This window comes from Aliiroseovarius sp. ABM4_368, from assembly GCF_056161205.1.
In genome coordinates this window covers 331,929-347,273 of the sequence record NZ_JBSWYR010000004.1, presented here as the reverse complement: position 1 = coordinate 347,273, position 15,345 = coordinate 331,929, and the positions used below count along the sequence as shown (strand labels likewise).

16 protein-coding genes are annotated in these 15,345 nt (G+C 58.4%); 7 read left to right on the top strand and 9 right to left on the bottom strand.

Going from position 1 to position 15,345, the window contains the following annotated elements:
• Nucleotides 1–4 precede the first annotated feature (4 nt).
• On the bottom strand, nucleotides 5–1,270 hold the full coding sequence (lysA, locus tag ACXAH3_RS13695; RefSeq protein WP_474862650.1) for a diaminopimelate decarboxylase: 1,266 nt from the start codon (nucleotides 1,268–1,270) through the stop codon (nucleotides 5–7).
• A gap of 215 nt (nucleotides 1,271–1,485) precedes the next feature.
• The gene (gene argH, locus ACXAH3_RS13690; protein WP_474862649.1) at nucleotides 1,486–2,883 is read right to left on the bottom strand and encodes an argininosuccinate lyase; all 1,398 of its coding nucleotides are present in this window, start codon (nucleotides 2,881–2,883) and stop codon (nucleotides 1,486–1,488) included.
• Nucleotides 2,884–3,061: 178 nt separating this feature from the next.
• Here argH and ACXAH3_RS13685 point away from each other — a divergent pair, with 178 nt between their 5' ends.
• Nucleotides 3,062–4,264 carry a lytic murein transglycosylase gene (locus tag ACXAH3_RS13685; RefSeq protein WP_474862648.1) on the top strand — a complete coding sequence of 401 codons (1,203 nt, stop codon included), beginning with the start codon at nucleotides 3,062–3,064 and terminating at the stop codon, nucleotides 4,262–4,264.
• Here the strand turns inward: ACXAH3_RS13685 and ACXAH3_RS13680 are convergent.
• Entirely contained in the window at nucleotides 4,261–4,845 is a 585-nt protein-coding gene (locus ACXAH3_RS13680) for a DNA-3-methyladenine glycosylase I (RefSeq protein ID WP_474862646.1), read from the bottom strand. The genes ACXAH3_RS13685 and ACXAH3_RS13680 overlap by 4 nt on opposite strands.
• Before the next feature lie 97 nt (nucleotides 4,846–4,942).
• Between ACXAH3_RS13680 and ACXAH3_RS13675 the strand changes: the two genes are divergently transcribed.
• The 3 genes from ACXAH3_RS13675 (at nucleotide 4,943) to phbB (ending at nucleotide 8,027) form a co-directional block, all read left to right on the top strand.
• On the top strand, nucleotides 4,943–5,785 hold the full coding sequence (locus tag ACXAH3_RS13675) for an EAL domain-containing protein (RefSeq protein ID WP_474862645.1): 843 nt from the start codon (nucleotides 4,943–4,945) through the stop codon (nucleotides 5,783–5,785).
• Nucleotides 5,786–5,945: 160 nt separating this feature from the next.
• Nucleotides 5,946–7,121 carry an acetyl-CoA C-acetyltransferase gene (locus ACXAH3_RS13670; RefSeq protein ID WP_474862644.1) on the top strand — a complete coding sequence of 392 codons (1,176 nt, stop codon included), beginning with the start codon at nucleotides 5,946–5,948 and terminating at the stop codon, nucleotides 7,119–7,121.
• A 183-nt stretch (nucleotides 7,122–7,304) separates the two neighbouring features.
• Entirely contained in the window at nucleotides 7,305–8,027 is a 723-nt protein-coding gene (phbB, locus tag ACXAH3_RS13665; RefSeq protein ID WP_474862643.1) for an acetoacetyl-CoA reductase, read from the top strand.
• Nucleotides 8,028–8,139: 112 nt separating this feature from the next.
• Here phbB and ACXAH3_RS13660 read toward each other — a convergent pair whose 3' ends face one another.
• Complete coding sequence (locus ACXAH3_RS13660) at nucleotides 8,140–8,325, bottom strand: hypothetical protein (protein WP_474862642.1); 186 nt, start codon at nucleotides 8,323–8,325, stop codon at nucleotides 8,140–8,142.
• A 107-nt stretch (nucleotides 8,326–8,432) separates the two neighbouring features.
• Between ACXAH3_RS13660 and ACXAH3_RS13655 the strand changes: the two genes are divergently transcribed.
• Together ACXAH3_RS13655 and yddG are read left to right on the top strand one after the other, a co-directional pair.
• Nucleotides 8,433–9,368, top strand: a complete 936-nt coding sequence (locus ACXAH3_RS13655) for a transcriptional regulator GcvA (protein ID WP_474862641.1) — start codon at nucleotides 8,433–8,435, stop codon at nucleotides 9,366–9,368.
• Between the two features lie 2 nt (nucleotides 9,369–9,370).
• The gene (gene yddG, locus ACXAH3_RS13650) at nucleotides 9,371–10,246 is read left to right on the top strand and encodes an aromatic amino acid exporter YddG (protein WP_474862640.1); all 876 of its coding nucleotides are present in this window, start codon (nucleotides 9,371–9,373) and stop codon (nucleotides 10,244–10,246) included.
• A 16-nt stretch (nucleotides 10,247–10,262) separates the two neighbouring features.
• On the opposite strand, the gene ACXAH3_RS13645 is transcribed toward yddG, so the two are convergent.
• The 3 genes from ACXAH3_RS13645 to ACXAH3_RS13635 form a co-directional block, all read right to left on the bottom strand.
• On the bottom strand, nucleotides 10,263–10,436 hold the full coding sequence (locus ACXAH3_RS13645; protein ID WP_474862639.1) for a YdcH family protein: 174 nt from the start codon (nucleotides 10,434–10,436) through the stop codon (nucleotides 10,263–10,265).
• A 125-nt stretch (nucleotides 10,437–10,561) separates the two neighbouring features.
• A complete protein-coding gene (locus ACXAH3_RS13640; RefSeq protein ID WP_474862638.1) occupies nucleotides 10,562–11,317 on the bottom strand; it encodes a tRNA1(Val) (adenine(37)-N6)-methyltransferase in 756 nt (251 codons plus the stop codon).
• A gap of 9 nt (nucleotides 11,318–11,326) precedes the next feature.
• Nucleotides 11,327–11,542: a putative signal transducing protein gene (locus ACXAH3_RS13635; RefSeq protein ID WP_474862780.1), complete on the bottom strand. Its 216-nt coding sequence runs from the start codon at nucleotides 11,540–11,542 to the stop codon at nucleotides 11,327–11,329.
• Nucleotides 11,543–11,601: 59 nt separating this feature from the next.
• Between ACXAH3_RS13635 and ACXAH3_RS13630 the strand changes: the two genes are divergently transcribed.
• The gene (locus ACXAH3_RS13630) at nucleotides 11,602–12,597 is read left to right on the top strand and encodes a polyprenyl synthetase family protein (protein ID WP_474862637.1); all 996 of its coding nucleotides are present in this window, start codon (nucleotides 11,602–11,604) and stop codon (nucleotides 12,595–12,597) included.
• Between the two features lie 87 nt (nucleotides 12,598–12,684).
• On the opposite strand, the gene ACXAH3_RS13625 is transcribed toward ACXAH3_RS13630, so the two are convergent.
• Nucleotides 12,685–13,515 (bottom strand): 4-(cytidine 5'-diphospho)-2-C-methyl-D-erythritol kinase, encoded by an 831-nt coding sequence (locus ACXAH3_RS13625; protein ID WP_474862636.1) that lies wholly within the window; start codon nucleotides 13,513–13,515, stop codon nucleotides 12,685–12,687.
• A complete protein-coding gene (locus ACXAH3_RS13620; protein ID WP_474862635.1) occupies nucleotides 13,512–15,233 on the bottom strand; it encodes a tetratricopeptide repeat protein in 1,722 nt (573 codons plus the stop codon). The genes ACXAH3_RS13625 and ACXAH3_RS13620 overlap by 4 nt, the downstream gene beginning before the upstream one ends.
• Nucleotides 15,234–15,345: the final 112 nt, after the last annotated feature.

Here is a 15,345-nt window from a genome sequence, read left to right as displayed (position 1 = left end):
AGTATCACAGCCATTCTGGAATGGTATCGCGTCCCAGCATTTCTTCATAGGTAGGACGTGCGCGGATGACGGCATATTGATCGCCCATCACCAGCACTTCCGGGATCAGGGGGCGCGAGTTGTACTCGGACGCCATCACCGCGCCATAGGCGCCTGCCGAGCGGAAGGCGATCAGGTCTTCCGGCTTCAGGTTGTCCAGATCGCGGCCTTTGGCGAAAGTGTCGCCGGTTTCGCAAATCGGTCCAACGATGTCATAGCGCGCCTTTTCCTCGCCCGGGGTGGCTTCGATCACGGGGATGATGTCGTGATGCGCCTCGTACATGGCGGGGCGCACAAGGTCGTTCATCGCAGCGTCTACGATCAGGAAATCCTGACCTTCGCCCTCTTTCACATAGATCACGGACGTCACCATGATCCCGGCATTGCCCGAGACCAAACGACCCGGCTCGATCTCGATCTCGCAACCCAGATGCCCGACGGTTTCCTTCACCATCTGCCCGTATTCGATCGGCAATGGTGGCGCGTCGTTCGAGCGTTCGTAAGGAATGCCCAGACCGCCGCCGAGATCCAGTCGCGTGATGTCGTGCCCATCTGCGCGCAAGTCTTCGGTCAGCTCGGCCACCTTCTCATAGGCTTCGCGGAAGGGCTGTAACTCGGTCAGCTGCGAGCCAATATGAACGTCGATTCCCACGGCCTTTAGACCGGGCAGAGACGCGATTTCGGCATAGACCTCGCGTGCACGCGCAATCGGAATGCCGAACTTGTTCTCAGATTTTCCGGTCGAGATTTTGGCGTGGGTTTTCGCATCGACATCCGGGTTCACGCGCACGGTGACGGGGGCGATGACACCCAGTTCCGATGCGACATCGGACAGGACACGCATCTCGGGTTCGCTTTCCAGGTTGAACTGGCGGATGCCATTGGTCAGCGCCAGACGCATTTCGTCACGGGTTTTACCAACGCCGGAAAAGACGATCCGCTCGCCCGGTACGCCAGCCGCAATCGCACGGCGATATTCGCCGCCGGACACCACATCCATTCCCGCGCCCATTTCACCCAGCAGCTTCAAAACGGCGAGGTTCGAGTTTGATTTCACCGCGAAACAGACCAGATGATCGGCCCATTCCAGCGCCTCGTTGAACAGTCCAATGTGACGTTTCAGCGTGGCCGCGGAATAGACATAGAAGGGCGTGCCAACTTCAGCAGCGATTTCTGCAATCGGCACGTCTTCGGCGTGCAATACGCCATCGCTGTAAAGAAAATGGTCCATCTTGGCCCTCGTCTGTCTGCGCTTCATGACTGCCCTAGCGGAACAGCGCCGCGCGCTCAACCCTCGGCCTTGATGACAATGTAAAAACGCCGGCTATCGGGCCGGCGTTTGATGTTACTTTGCTTGTGTGTCCTCGGGTGATCCCGGGCGAATGGGTTCGCCATCTGCACCACAGGCCGCCAGCCCCAAAAGAGCGGTGATCAGAAGTGCGCGGATCATGCCAAAAGCTCTTTCCAACGGGCAATCTGCTTACGCACTTCGCTGGGGGCAGTGCCGCCATAGCTGGTGCGCGACGCGACCGAGTTGTGGACGCCCAACACGCCGAACACTTCGTCGTTGATTTCCGCGTGGACCGATTGCATGTCTTCCAGCGACAGGTCGGGCAGGTCGCAGCCGCGATCCTCGGCCATTGCGACCAGCGATCCGGTCACGTGGTGGGCGTCGCGGAACGGCATATTCAGAGCGCGCACGCACCAGTCGGCCAGATCGGTCGCAGTCGAGAAACCCGAGGACGCCGCGGCTTCGAGGCTTTCGGTGTTCGCGGTCATGTCCGACACCATCCCGGTCATCGCCGCCAACGCCAGCATCAAGTTGTCAGCGGCGTCAAACACCTGCTCTTTGTCTTCCTGCATGTCCTTGGAATAGGTCAGCGGCAGTCCCTTCATCACGGTCATCAGCCCGATATTGGCGCCCATGATGCGACCAATTTTGGCGCGGATCAGCTCGGCCGCATCCGGGTTGCGTTTTTGCGGCATGATTGACGAGCCCGTCGACCATTTGTCCGACATGCGCACAAAGCGGAATTGGGCCGAGGACCAAATCACCAGCTCTTCGGCAAAGCGCGACAGGTGCATGGCGCAGATGGTTGCAGATGACAGGAATTCCAGCGCGAAATCACGATCCGCCACAGCGTCCAATGAGTTTGCGGCTGGGCGGTCAAAACCCAGTGCCTCGGCGGTCATGTGCCGGTCGATGGGGAACGAGGTGCCGGCAAGCGCGGCCGAACCAAGTGGGCTTTCGTTCATCCGGGCGCGGGCGTCGCGGAAGCGGGACATATCGCGGCCAAACATCTCGACATAGGCCATCATGTGGTGGCCCCACGTTACGGGCTGTGCGGTTTGCAGGTGGGTGAAGCCGGGCATGACCCAATCGGCGCCCGCGTCGGCCTGACCCAGCAGCGCGCGGATCAAGGCTTCTAGCCCATTAATAGCGGCGTCCATTTGGTCGCGAACCCAGAGCTTGAAATCGGTGGCAACTTGGTCGTTGCGCGAACGCGCCGTGTGTAAACGGCCAGCAGGTTCGCCGACGATTTCTTTCAGTCGCGCTTCCACATTCATGTGGATGTCTTCCAGCGCGGTCGAGAAGGCGAAGTTGCCTGCTTCGATCTCGGCCAACACGGTCAACAGACCCTCGCGGATGACTTTCGCGTCGTCGTCGGTGATCACACCGGTTGCGGCCAACATAGCGGCATGCGCGCGCGAGCCTTCGATGTCCTGTCGTGCCATACGCTGGTCATAGCCGATCGAGGCGTTGATCGCCTCCATGATCGCGTCGGGCCCCGCCGAGAACCGGCCGCCCCACATTTCATTCGCGGATTTCGTGTCGTCGCTCATGATCTGCCTTTCAGGACATATTTCTGCTGGCCACTGCTATACGCGGCAAGGCGGGCGTGTGCAATTGCTGTGACCTCCATTGATCACGGCACGGTTTTGCCGATCCGCCCGGATTGACTTTGAGCCACAAGGCACTGCGCTTAAGGTGGTTGGACAACTGCTGCCAACAGGATCTTCAATGCCCCCATCCACCCCGCTGATGAACCGCCGTTTGGCGATAGCGACCCTGACCGCTGCGACCATTATGCCGGGGCGCGTTCTGGCAGATAGCGGATTTGCTGGCTGGCTGTCCGGGTTTTCGTCGAAAGCCCGGTCCGCAGGTGTCGGGAATACGGCGCTGTCGGCCCTGAAACGCGCTGAGTACCTGCCATCGGTCATCAAATCCGACCGCCGCCCGGCCGAGACCGCGCGCAGCCTGCAGGATTATATCGCGTCAGCCGTGTCAGCTCAGCGGATCAAAGGCGGGCAGCGGGCGCTGGCCAAATACCCAACTCTTCTGAAAAAGATCGAGAAGAAGTATGGCGTCCCGAAAGAGGTTATCGTCGCGATCTGGGGCATGGAAAGCAGCTTTGGCGCTGTGCGTGGATCAGCCTCGGTCCTGTCGACGCTTGCCACCCTGGCTTATGAGGGCCGTCGCCGTGATTTGTTCGAGGCCGAATTGCTGGCAGCCTTGCAAATCCTGTCTTCGGGCGACGTATCGCCATCCCGCATGAAGGGATCGTATGCTGGGGCGATGGGGCATACGCAGTTCATGCCCAGCTCGTATCTGGCCCATGCCGAGGACTTCAACCGTGACGGCGTGCGTGACATTTGGTCAGACGATCCGACGGATGCTTTGGCGTCCACCGCGGCCTATCTGCGTGCCAAGGGTTGGACGAAAGGCCAGCCTTGGGCGATCGAGGTCCGCCTGCCCAAAGGTTTCGATCTGGGCCTAACCGGTCGTATCTATCCGCATCGTTTGCGTGACTGGGGCAAAATGGGGGTCACTGATGTCAACGGGCGCGCCTTGTCCGGAAACGACAGCGGCGCCCTGATTTTGCCTGCCGGTCCCACGGGCCCGATCTTCATGATCTTCCAGAATTTCCACGTGCTTAAGACCTATAACTATGCCGACAGTTATGTGATCGGTGTGGGCCACCTGTCTGACCGCCTTGCCGGAGGTCGGGCGATCCAAGCCAGCTATCCCAAGAAACCTTGGGGCATGACCACCAATGAACGCCAAGCACTTCAAGAAGGTCTGAACAGGTTGGGTTTCAATGCAGGCCGCCCCGATGGCGTGATCGGCGAGAAAGGCCGCGCCGCCATTCGCGCCTACCAGAAATCTCGTGGGATGCCTGTTACAGGTGTCCCTAGTGCCAAGCTTTTGGCCAGCCTGGGCTAGACCTGATCGTGGCGGTGGCAGCTGACCAAATGGTTGTTGAAAAGCCCGCAGGCCTCCATCCACGCATAGACAATCGTCGGGCCGCAAAACTTGAACCCGGCTTTCTTCAGGTCTTTCGAGATCTGTGTGGATAGCGGTGACGAGGTCGGCACATCGCCGAGTGTTTCATATCGCCCGTTCAAAGGCGCGCCGTCCACATAGCCCCACATCATATCGCGAAACGCATCCGCCCCGCCCAAGTCCAAATAGGCCTGAGCATTGGTGATCGTTGCTTCGATTTTACCCCGGTGGCGGATGATGCCTTTGTCTTGCAGTAGGCGGTCAACCTCGGCCTCTCCCCAAGTTGCGATGTGTTCGGGATCGAATCCCCGAAACGCAGCACGAAAATTATCTCGCTTTTTAAGGATCGTGATCCAGCTGAGACCGGCTTGGAAACCGTCAAGGATCAGCTTTTCCCAAAGCGCGCGGCCATCCCATTCCGGCACACCCCACTCAAGATCATGATATTCTTGATAAATGGGCTCGGATCCGCACCAAGAACAGCGGATAAGTTCAGAGGTTGGAGATAGAAGATCGGTCATGACGGCAGTTCCGCTAAAATTTTAGACAACTTGTCTGGTTTACCTCTCATTAGCATAGAATTGCCACTCATGGTGGTAAGGCAGCAGAGGCGACACTATGTTCAACTTCCGAAACAAGACATCCCCATACACTCAGATGCAAGACCCAATGGATGAACCAGTTGGGGATCCTCTTAGCACAGCGATCGAGATGCGGGACAAAGACGCCATCAGTTTGGTGCGCGAGGCACTGCGCAAAAAACGGGTCAGTTTGGCCTTCCAGCCCGTCGTGCAAACCAGCAAGCCGGACCGTCGTGCGTTCTTCGAGGGATTGATCCGCGTGTTGGATCGCAATGGACGGGTGATTCCCGCAAAGGATTTCATCGACTCGGTCGAGGATCAGGAAATGGGACGCAAGCTGGATGCGCTGGCCTTGGAAAAGGGGTTAGAGGCGTTGCAGGCTGAACCCAACCTGCGGTTGTCCATTAATATGTCTGCCCGCTCGATCGGGTATCCGGGATGGAAGAAGGTGTTGAAGCGCGGGTTGGAAGATGATCCGCATTTGGGTGAACGCCTTATCCTCGAGATTACGGAACGCACCGCAATCACCATGCCAGAACTGGTGCAGGTCTTTATGGCCGAGATGCAGGATCACGGCATCAGCTTCGCATTGGATGATTTTGGAGCGGGCTATACCTCGTTCAAATACCTTAAGGATTTCTTTTTCGACATCATCAAGATTGATGGCGAATACATTCGTGGGATCCACAGCGACCCCGACAATCAGATCCTTACGCAGGCGTTGATTTCGGTCGCGCGGCATTTCGATATGTTCACCGTCGCCGAAAGCGTCGAAACGGCCGAAGACGCGGCCTTTCTGACCCAGATTGGAGTCGACTGTATGCAGGGCTATTACTTCGGGGTGCCAACCTTGGATCCTTACTGGCGTAAAGCGGCCTAGATACGCGAGTTGGAAATGCTAGCGCTCTCGCCGCTTGATTTTCTCTGCAATGCAGCACAGGATGCGACCAGCAATGATCGTGCGGAATGGCGTGTGTTTTGGAAATTTCTGAAACACGCGGCGGGTCGCCGATCGTAAGTTTGGAGGAAAAGGAAGCATCATGACCAATGTCGTAATCGTATCGGCCGCGCGTACCGCCGTCGGCAGTTTCTCGGGTTCGTTTGCAAATACCCCTGCCCATGATTTGGGCGCCGCAGTTCTGGCCGAGATCGTCAGCCGTGCCGGTATCGATCCGTCCGAGGTGAGCGAGACCATTTTGGGTCAAGTGCTTCAGGCCGGTCAGGGTCAGAACCCTGCGCGTCAGGCGCACATCAACGCGGGCTTTGCGAAAGAGGCTTCCGCTTGGGGCATCAACCAGGTTTGTGGCTCGGGTCTGCGCACAGTTGCGCTGGGCGCACAGCACGTGCAACTGGGTGACGCTGCCATCGTGGCTGCAGGCGGGCAAGAGAACATGACCCTCAGCCCCCATGTCGCACACCTGCGTGCCGGGCACAAAATGGGTGATATGAAATTCATCGACTGCATGATCAAAGATGGTCTGTGGGATGCGTTCAATGGCTATCACATGGGCCAGACCGCCGAAAATGTGGCCGAGCAGTGGCAGATCACCCGCGACATGCAGGACGAATTCGCCGTTGCCTCGCAAAACAAAGCGGAAGCAGCCCAAAAGGCTGGCAAGTTCGCGGACGAGATCGTGCCCTTCACCGTGAAGACCCGCAAAGGCGACATCGTGGTAGATCAGGATGAATACATCCGTCACGGCGCAACCATGGAAGCCATGCAGAAACTGCGCCCGGCCTTCACTAAAGACGGCTCGGTCACCGCGGCCAATGCTTCGGGCATCAATGACGGCGCGGCCGCTGTGCTGTTGATGTCGGCTGATGAAGCCGAGAAGCGTGGGTTGGAGCCTTTGGCGCGCATTGCCTCTTACGCGACCGCCGGTCTGGACCCATCGATCATGGGCGTTGGCCCGATCTATGCGTCGGGTAAAGCGCTGGATAAAGCTGGCTGGAAAGCTCAGGATCTGGATCTGGTCGAAGCCAACGAAGCTTTCGCCGCACAGGCTTGTGCCGTGAACAAGGACATGGATTGGAACCCGGACGTGGTGAACGTGAACGGAGGCGCCATCGCCATTGGTCACCCGATTGGCGCCTCGGGCTGCCGTATCCTGAACACGCTTCTGTTCGAAATGAAGCGCCGCGACGCCAAGAAGGGTCTGGCGACGCTCTGCATCGGCGGCGGCATGGGCGTTGCCATGTGCCTTGAGCGTCCGTAAGGTCAATTAAGACGATGGAAAAGGCGCCTTCGGGCGCCTTTTTTGTTAGGTGTTTTGTTGTGCTCTTGTCGCAAATGCAAAATAAACTCTGCATTGCGGCAAAATGTTTGCGCAATAATATTGCGCAAGTTAAATTGAAAATGTAACAGAGTTTCAGACCCAAGATTCGAGATGGAGGAATACATGGCCCGAGTTGCACTTGTCACCGGAGGTTCGCGCGGGATTGGCGCATCAATTTCAAAAGCGTTGAAGGCAGAAGGTTATGAGGTCGCAGCGACCTTCGCCGGCAACGAAGAAAAAGCCGCAGCCTTCACCGCAGAAACTGGCATCAAGACCTACAAGTGGAATGTCGGCAGCTATGAGGAAAGCCAAGCCGGTATCGCTCAGGTCGAAGCTGACCTTGGCCCGATCGACGTGGTTGTTGCCAACGCAGGCATCACCCGCGACGCGCCGTTCCACAAGATGACCCCGGAACAGTGGCAGGAAGTCATCGACACCAACCTGACCGGTGTGTTCAACACTGTCCATCCGGTATGGCCCGGCATGCGCGAACGTAAATTCGGCCGTATCATCGTAATCAGCTCGATCAACGGTCAGAAGGGTCAGTTTGCTCAGGTGAACTATGCAGCTACCAAAGCAGGTGATCTGGGCATCGTGAAGTCTCTGGCACAAGAGGGCGCACGTGCGGGCATCACTGCAAACGCCATCTGCCCCGGCTATATCGCAACCGAAATGGTTATGGCGATCCCGGAAAAAGTGCGCGACTCGATTGTTGCGGGAATCCCGGCAGGCCGTCTGGGTGAACCGGAAGAGATTGCACGCTGCGTGGCCTTCTTGGCCTCTGACGATGCGGGCTTCATCAACGGCTCGACCATCTCGGCCAATGGTGCGCAGTTCTTCGTCTAAAACGTTTTTGCATTATGCTGAAAAGCATGATGCGGGAACGTAAGTCCAGTTTTGTGGCTCGCGGGTGTTTCCGGTTTTTGTTGTGAGCCAACAATAAATGGAAACACTTTAATCACGCAGGACAATCACAATTCAGGGGCTGGCCGCTTTGGCCGGCCCTTTTTGATTTAAGGGCGGGCGTCACGGCAAAGGCTGCACGGATCAGACGGCCAGCGGCATGAAAGGCCTGCACACGTTCTTCATGCGCGCGCTGATAGGCGGCTTGAAACTCGGTCTGGGGTGTCGCAGTTTCCAACATGGTATTAATCCTCTTAACTCGTCTTCGCTTGAAATCAATATGGGGCTTTGAATTTCTGTCGACAAACGAGACTTTCCAAGCTTTCGGATAAGTGATACTTAACTGAAATGAGTGATCGCCTGCCCCCCCTAACCGCCCTGCGCGCTTTTGATGCTGCCGCCCGTCACATGTCATTTCAGAAAGCTGCGGCTGAACTGAACGTGACCCCCGCGGCCTTGTCCTTTCAGATCAAATCGCTTGAAGAGCATTTCGGCGCCCCCCTGTTTCACCGCCTGAATCGCGCCGTCGAACTGACCGAAGCAGGCCGTCTTTTGGCCCCCGGTGCTGCGGATGGGTTCGAGATGTTGACCGCCGCTTGGCGCAATGCACGACGCAGTTTGGACAGCAACACTTTGACCGTTACAGCAGGTCCGGCCTTTACATCGAAATGGCTTGCTCCCCGGCTTTACGCCTTCGCCCATGACCACCCCGAGATTGAGCTGCGCTTTGCGGCGGGTCTGAAATTTGTGGATCTAAACCGGGACGAGGTCGATGTCGCGATCCGATTTGGTTATGGCCCGGATGATGGTCTTTATTCTTATCCGCTTGCAAGTGAGTGGCTGACCCCGGTGATGTTGCCCTCGCTGGCCGAGAAGTATCCCGAGCCAAAAGACCTTCTGGATGCTCCGTTGATCCACAACACAGCCGATGATTTTCTGAACCCGCCATGTGATTGGCCTGCGTGGCTGCGCGCAGCTGGGGTTGAAGGCACGCCTCGTATCGCATCGGTCTTCTCGCAGCCTGATCACGCGTTGGATGCGGCAATGGCGGGCGTGGGTGTGGTTCTGGGGCGACGCGCCTTTGTGGTGAAATATCTGGCCGAAGGGCGTCTGGTTGCACCCTATGGCTTGGCATTGTCTACCAAAGCGCGGTTTCGCTTTTTATGCCGCCAAGGGCAAGAGAACCGTCCAGCGATTGTGGCCTTCCGCGATTGGGTGATTGCAGAGATCGCAAAAAACACGCATGTGACAGAAGGTTTGAAGATCGTAGCGGTCGAGGATTAATCGTGACACGAAAAACTGCCACTTTCATTGGGTTCATCGCTGTTTTGCTCTGGTCACTTCTGGCGCTTTTCACCGTGGGCACCGCCCCAGTGCCGCCCTTCCAATTGGCCGCGATGACCTTTTTGGTCGGCGGAACGCTGGGCGTGATCTGGATTGGTGTGACCGAAGGTCTGGGAATTCTGCGCACCATCAGTTGGCGCGTCTACGTCTTCGGCACGTTGGGCCTGTTCGGATATCACGCGCTGTATTTCTCGGCCCTGCGCATGGCCCCCGCGGCCGAGGCCGGGCTGATCGCCTATCTCTGGCCTCTGTTCATCGTGCTGTTCTCGGGCCTGCTGCCGGGTGAAAGCCTGCGCCCCATGCACGTGATCGGGGCATTGGTGTCCTTTGCTGGCGCGGCGCTGATCGTGCTGGGTGGTGCCACCGGGTTCGACACCACTGCGCTTCCGGGCTTTGTACTGGCTTTCCTGTGCGCGCTGACGTGGTCGGGATACTCGGTCCTATCGCGACGTCTTGGAAACACGCCCACCGCGTCTGTCGTTGTGTTCTGCCTTGCCACCGCAGTCTTGTCCACCACTGCACATTTGCTGTTTGAAGACACGATTTGGCCCAACGGCGCGCTTGGCTGGGCCTCGGTCGCGGGACTTGGTCTTGGGCCGGTTGGGCTGGCTTTCTATGTGTGGGATGTGGGGGTCAAACGCGGCGACATTCAGCTTCTGGGCGTCGCAAGCTATGGCGCGCCTTTGCTGTCTACGCTGGTCTTGATTTTGGCAGGGGTTGCCCAGCCACACCCATCTTTGCTGATCGCGGGGGTGTTGATCACTGTGGGTGCCTTGATGGCGGCACGGGCCAGTGCCAGTTCGACAAAACAGACCTGACCCGAGCCAAAAGTCGTCAGGCCGTAGCCGTCGTCAGTCGTTCAATTTCTTCCTTGAGCTGGAGCTTTTGCTTTTTCAGTTCGGATATCTCGGCATCTGTACTGCCGGGCGCGCGCTGGAGATCTTCGACTTTTTCCGAGAGGACCTCGTGTTTCCTGCGCAGCTCTTCAAGATGCGAACTCATGCTCATGGCGATCCTCCTGTTGGTTTATGAACGGACCGAGTGCAGCACAAAATGTCCAGCTTGTCACGGAATCGTTGCAAATCTTTCGCTGATAATTGTCGCAGTGGCCACGCATCTGCGCCGAAAGTAGCTTAGCCCCAGCTTAGTGCGGCCCCATCGCGCAGGATGGCCTGAATGGTGGGGGTATAGTGTTCGCGGTCCGTGGTGTGCGCGTCGCCCTCGTGCAGCACAATCGGAGCCGCCAGCCGGAACGCGGCGCGTCCGCCCTTGCGCGCTTGCAACAACAGCAGTTTTGCGGCGCGCCCTGTTCGGGGGGATAGGGGTTGTACGACAACCGAGCCCAACCGATCATCTAGCGCTGACAGGATGTCCGGCAACCGCTCGGCCGCGTTGATCATCGTCAGCAGCCCCTTAGGCTTCAGCCGCCGCGTGGCTTGATCCATCCAGACGCCCAATGGGGTCTCTTCCCCCATCGCCTGTTCGCGCGCCGCATCTGGTGACATGCTGCCCCGTGCCCGGTCGAAATAGGGTGGGTTCATAATCACGTGATCGAAGTTTTGAGCGCGCAACACTTCTGGCATCCGCGCCAGATCGCCTTGATGCACCGTCAGGGAAATTCCGTTACCTTTCGCATTCTTGCGCGCCAAATCCGCGTGATCTGTTTGCCGCTCGATACCGTGCAACTCCAGACCAGATACCCGCCGTCCCAGGCACAACGACGCGGCCCCAACACCACAGCCCAGTTCAAGCACCGACTGACCCGCCGTTGCGGGTACAGCGCTTGCCAGAAACACCGGATCGACCCCAGCGCGATAGCCCGACTTGGGTTGGGTCAGCACCAACTGCCCCCCAAGAAAATCATCGCGTGTCAGGTCGTCATGGGTCATCGCGCGCCGTCAGCTTTCAAAGGCGATGTCGTGATCGCGCAAAATCGCCTGCGCCATGAATAAATCTTCGTCGCGCACCATCAACCGGCGCGGCAAAATGCCAATGCTTCCTTCAAGTGCGCTCATATGGACGTCCATGGGAAAGCAGGCTATATCCTCGCCTGTAAGAAGGGCGGTGACGAAGGGGATCATAGTTGGATCCGTGGTTCTGAGAAGCTCTTTCATGCTTTTGGACATAAGGGCATCCCCGCCCAATTGTCGAGCCGGTTGACGGGAAGGTGAAGATGCTGATCGAAGCTGCACATAAACCGCATGAGCGTCTGGGCCAGCATTTGGCCGCCGATATGGACGCCGTGAATACGCTGATTCGCGAGCGGATGGCATCGAAGCACGCGCCGCGTATCCCCGAAGTGACCGCGCATTTGGTGGATGCGGGTGGTAAGCGCCTGCGCCCGATGCTGACTTTGGCCGCCGCGCGTCTGTGTGGTTATGACGGCCCCTATCACATCCATCTGGCCGCCACGGTCGAGTTCATTCACACTGCGACCCTTCTGCATGATGATGTGGTGGATGAAAGCGCCCAACGCCGTGGCCGTCCAACGGCGAATTTGCTGTGGGACAACAAATCCAGCGTGTTGGTGGGCGACTATCTGTTCTCGCGCTCGTTCCAACTGATGACCGATACCGGGTCGATTGACGTCTTGCGCATTTTGTCCAACGCCTCGGCTACGATTGCCGAAGGCGAGGTGCTGCAATTGACCGCCGCCCAAGATCTGTCGACTGATGAAGATATCTATCTTCAGGTTGTCCGAGGCAAAACCGCCGCGCTTTTCGCGGCCGCGACCGAGGTTGGTGGCGTAATTGCTGACGCGCCAGCGGATCAGGTTAAGGCGCTCTTCGACTATGGCGACGCGCTGGGGGTTTCCTTTCAGATCGTCGACGACCTGCTGGATTACTGGGGTGGCGATGCGACGGGCAAAAACATCGGTGACGATTTCCGTGAACGCAAATTGACCCTGCCGCTGATCAAGTCTGTCGCCAAGTCGAATGACGAGGAACGCGCCTTCTGGACCCGTACAATCGAAAAAGGCCGTCAGGAAGAGGGCGATCTTGAGCATGCCCTCGAGCTTTTGAATAAACACGGCGCATTGGAAGATACACGGGCCGAGGCCATCGCTTGGGCCGATAAAGCCAAAGCTGCCCTGACCGCGCTGCCCGACGCCCCGATCCGCCACATGTTGCACGACATCGCGGACTATGTGGTTGCGCGCCTAAACTAAACTCTTCCGCTTGCTTTAAATACCTTGGGGGAGCGCGCAGCGCGGGGGCAAAGCCCCCAAGGCTCACGAAGTGAGCCACCGAAAGCCCTAGGACAGTTTCGCCGCTTCCACCCACCAGTCAGACTGCGCCTTTGCCAGCGCCGCAGCACCCGCTTGCGCGGCGTCCTCTGTTTCAAACAACGCAAAACATGTTGCCCCAGAACCAGACATCCTCGACAGCCGTGCGCCGGGCAGATCCCTCAGCGCGTCCAACACGTCCTGAATGACCCCAGACCGTGCAATCGCCGGGGCCTCCAGATCATTGCGCTGCGTGGCCAACCAGTCGATGAATGCCCCTGTGTTCAGACCCTGCGGGATCCGTTTGGGCATCGGCGGGTTTTGTTTGTTTTCCAAAGCTTTGAAGACTTCTGGGGTCGGCACATCCACATCGGGATTCGCCAAGACTGCAAACAAAGGCGGCAGGCCGGGGCAGGGGGCGACGTCATCGCCAATTCCACTCATCCGGGCTGCCTGCCGCATCAGGCAGACACGCACATCCGCGCCCAGCTCGGCCACGCCTTCCGGCAGGCGGGTGTCGCCCAACAGGTCCGACAGCGCCAGAATGGTCGCCGCTGCATCCGCGCTTCCGCCGCCAATTCCAGCGGCGACTGGCAAATGTTTCGACAAGACGATGTGGACAGGCACGCCAAACAAATCTGCCGCGCGGGCGACAAGGTTTGTGCCATCCGTTGGGACGCCAGTCGCTTTCGGGCCGATCACTTCAAGGCGGTTCGCTTCGGCAGGCATCACGGTGATCCGGTCTCCCACATCGGCAAAGACCACAAGGCTATCCAGCAGGTGATAACCGTCACGCCTTTGCCCTGTGACATGCAGGGTCAGGTTCACCTTGGCAGGTGCAAAAACCTTGGTGATGGTCATTCGGAAGTGTGCAGGGGATCAGCCCCTTCTTCTTCCAGCACCACATCCAGCCCGACCTCGAGCTTTCGGCGAATGCGGTCGGGGTCCAACTCGGTCAAGTCGGTGTCATCGGTGATGAAGCTCAGGGCGCGGCTCCATTGGAACTCGGCCTCACGCTTGCGGCCCACGGCCCAATAGGTGTCACCCAGATGGTCGTTCAAGATGGGTTCTACCGGCTCCAGTTCGACCGCGCGTTCCATCTGTTCGACGGCCTCGTCATAGCGGCCCAAGCGATAGAATACCCAGCCCAGACTGTCGACGATATAGCCGCGATCCGGTCGGGCAGCGACCGCGCGTTCGATCATGCCCAAGGCTTCGTCCAGCTTTTCGCGTCGTTCGACCAGAGAATAGCCCAGATAGTTCAAGACAGTGGGTTGCTCAGGGCTGAGCTCCAGCGCCTTGCGGAAATCGGCCTCGGCGGCGGTCCAGTCGTCCAGCTTGTGGGCGGAAATGGCGCGCTGGAAATAGGTAGGCCATTGGGCGGGCAGGTCGACCTCGAACCGCTCGATGGCCAGATCATAGGCCTCTCGGGCCTCGGCAAAGCGGTCTTGCTGCATCAGCGTGTCCCCAAGCGCCACGCGGAAACGGACTGTGCCGGGGAAAGCGTCGGCCAATGTGCGCAGCTCTCCTGTCGCTTCGTCCAGCCGATCCGCGCGGCGCAGCACATCCGTGCGGCCAAGGGCGGCGTGCTGATAGGCGAAACTGTCTTGCGGAACGCGGCCATATGTTTCAATCGCCAAATCGTGGTGACCCATTTCTTCAAGCAACTGAGCCGACAGCACCAGAACGCCTGCATGGGTCGGGGCCAGATGCTCGGCCAGTCGATTGTAAAGCAGAATGCCGGTCTGATCACCTTCGGGACCTACGGTTTCGGCGACGGCAAACAGAAGCTCGGCAATGCCATCCTGCGGGGACTGGATGACGTCGAACTCCAACGTTTTACCGGCCTCAAGGTCTGCGATGATCTGATCGACCTCGGGATCGGTCAGGCCCGATTGGGCCGCTTTCAGCAGCTCAAGCGCATCTTCCTGACGGTCGCTTTGGCTAAGTGTCTGCACATGGGCAAACAGGCCCGAGCGGTTAAGTTGCAGCGCGCCGTTTTCGCCGCCCAGAATGCTGGCCGCGCCTTCGAAATCGCCGACATAGGCCAATGCCAGGGCCTTATGGTACAGCGTAAAACCAAGACTGGCGGCGTCTTTGCTTAGCGTGTCAAAGATGGTCAGCGCGTCCGACATCTTCCCTTGCCCGATGCGGATCCACGCTTGAATCATTTGATCGACCACAGGAGCAATGGAAACCTTAGCCCCCACCAGCCCGGTTGCGGAGTCCCAATCGTTATTTTTCAGCGCTTCACCTAACAGAACCAGTGCCGCGATTTGGTTATCTTCGGTGACCGAGGCCAACCGGCGCGCATAGGGCAGCGCATCGTCCAGTTTCCCCAGTGCGATCTGGGCGACGACCAGGCCTTCCAGCACGTCCAGATTGTCTGGATCCTGGGCAACGGCACGGGTGCCGTATTCGACCATTTCCGGGAAGCTGCGCGTCAGATCGGCGTGGCGCGCGGCAAGGTAAGCACCCGACGCGTTGTCGGCCAATGTGGGTGTTCCCACGGCGCAATGCGCGGCCAGAAGGGCAGGGAAAGCAAGACGGCGCAGAGCCGAAGATGTCAGGCGGAACAAAGGCATATTCCTTAAGTCGCAGCAGATTCAGTTGCAGTGAAACCTAATGTGCCTGCAAGTTGAAAACAATGAGGGGCAGCACATGGCCGCCCCTCTTTATCGCTTTTTTGAT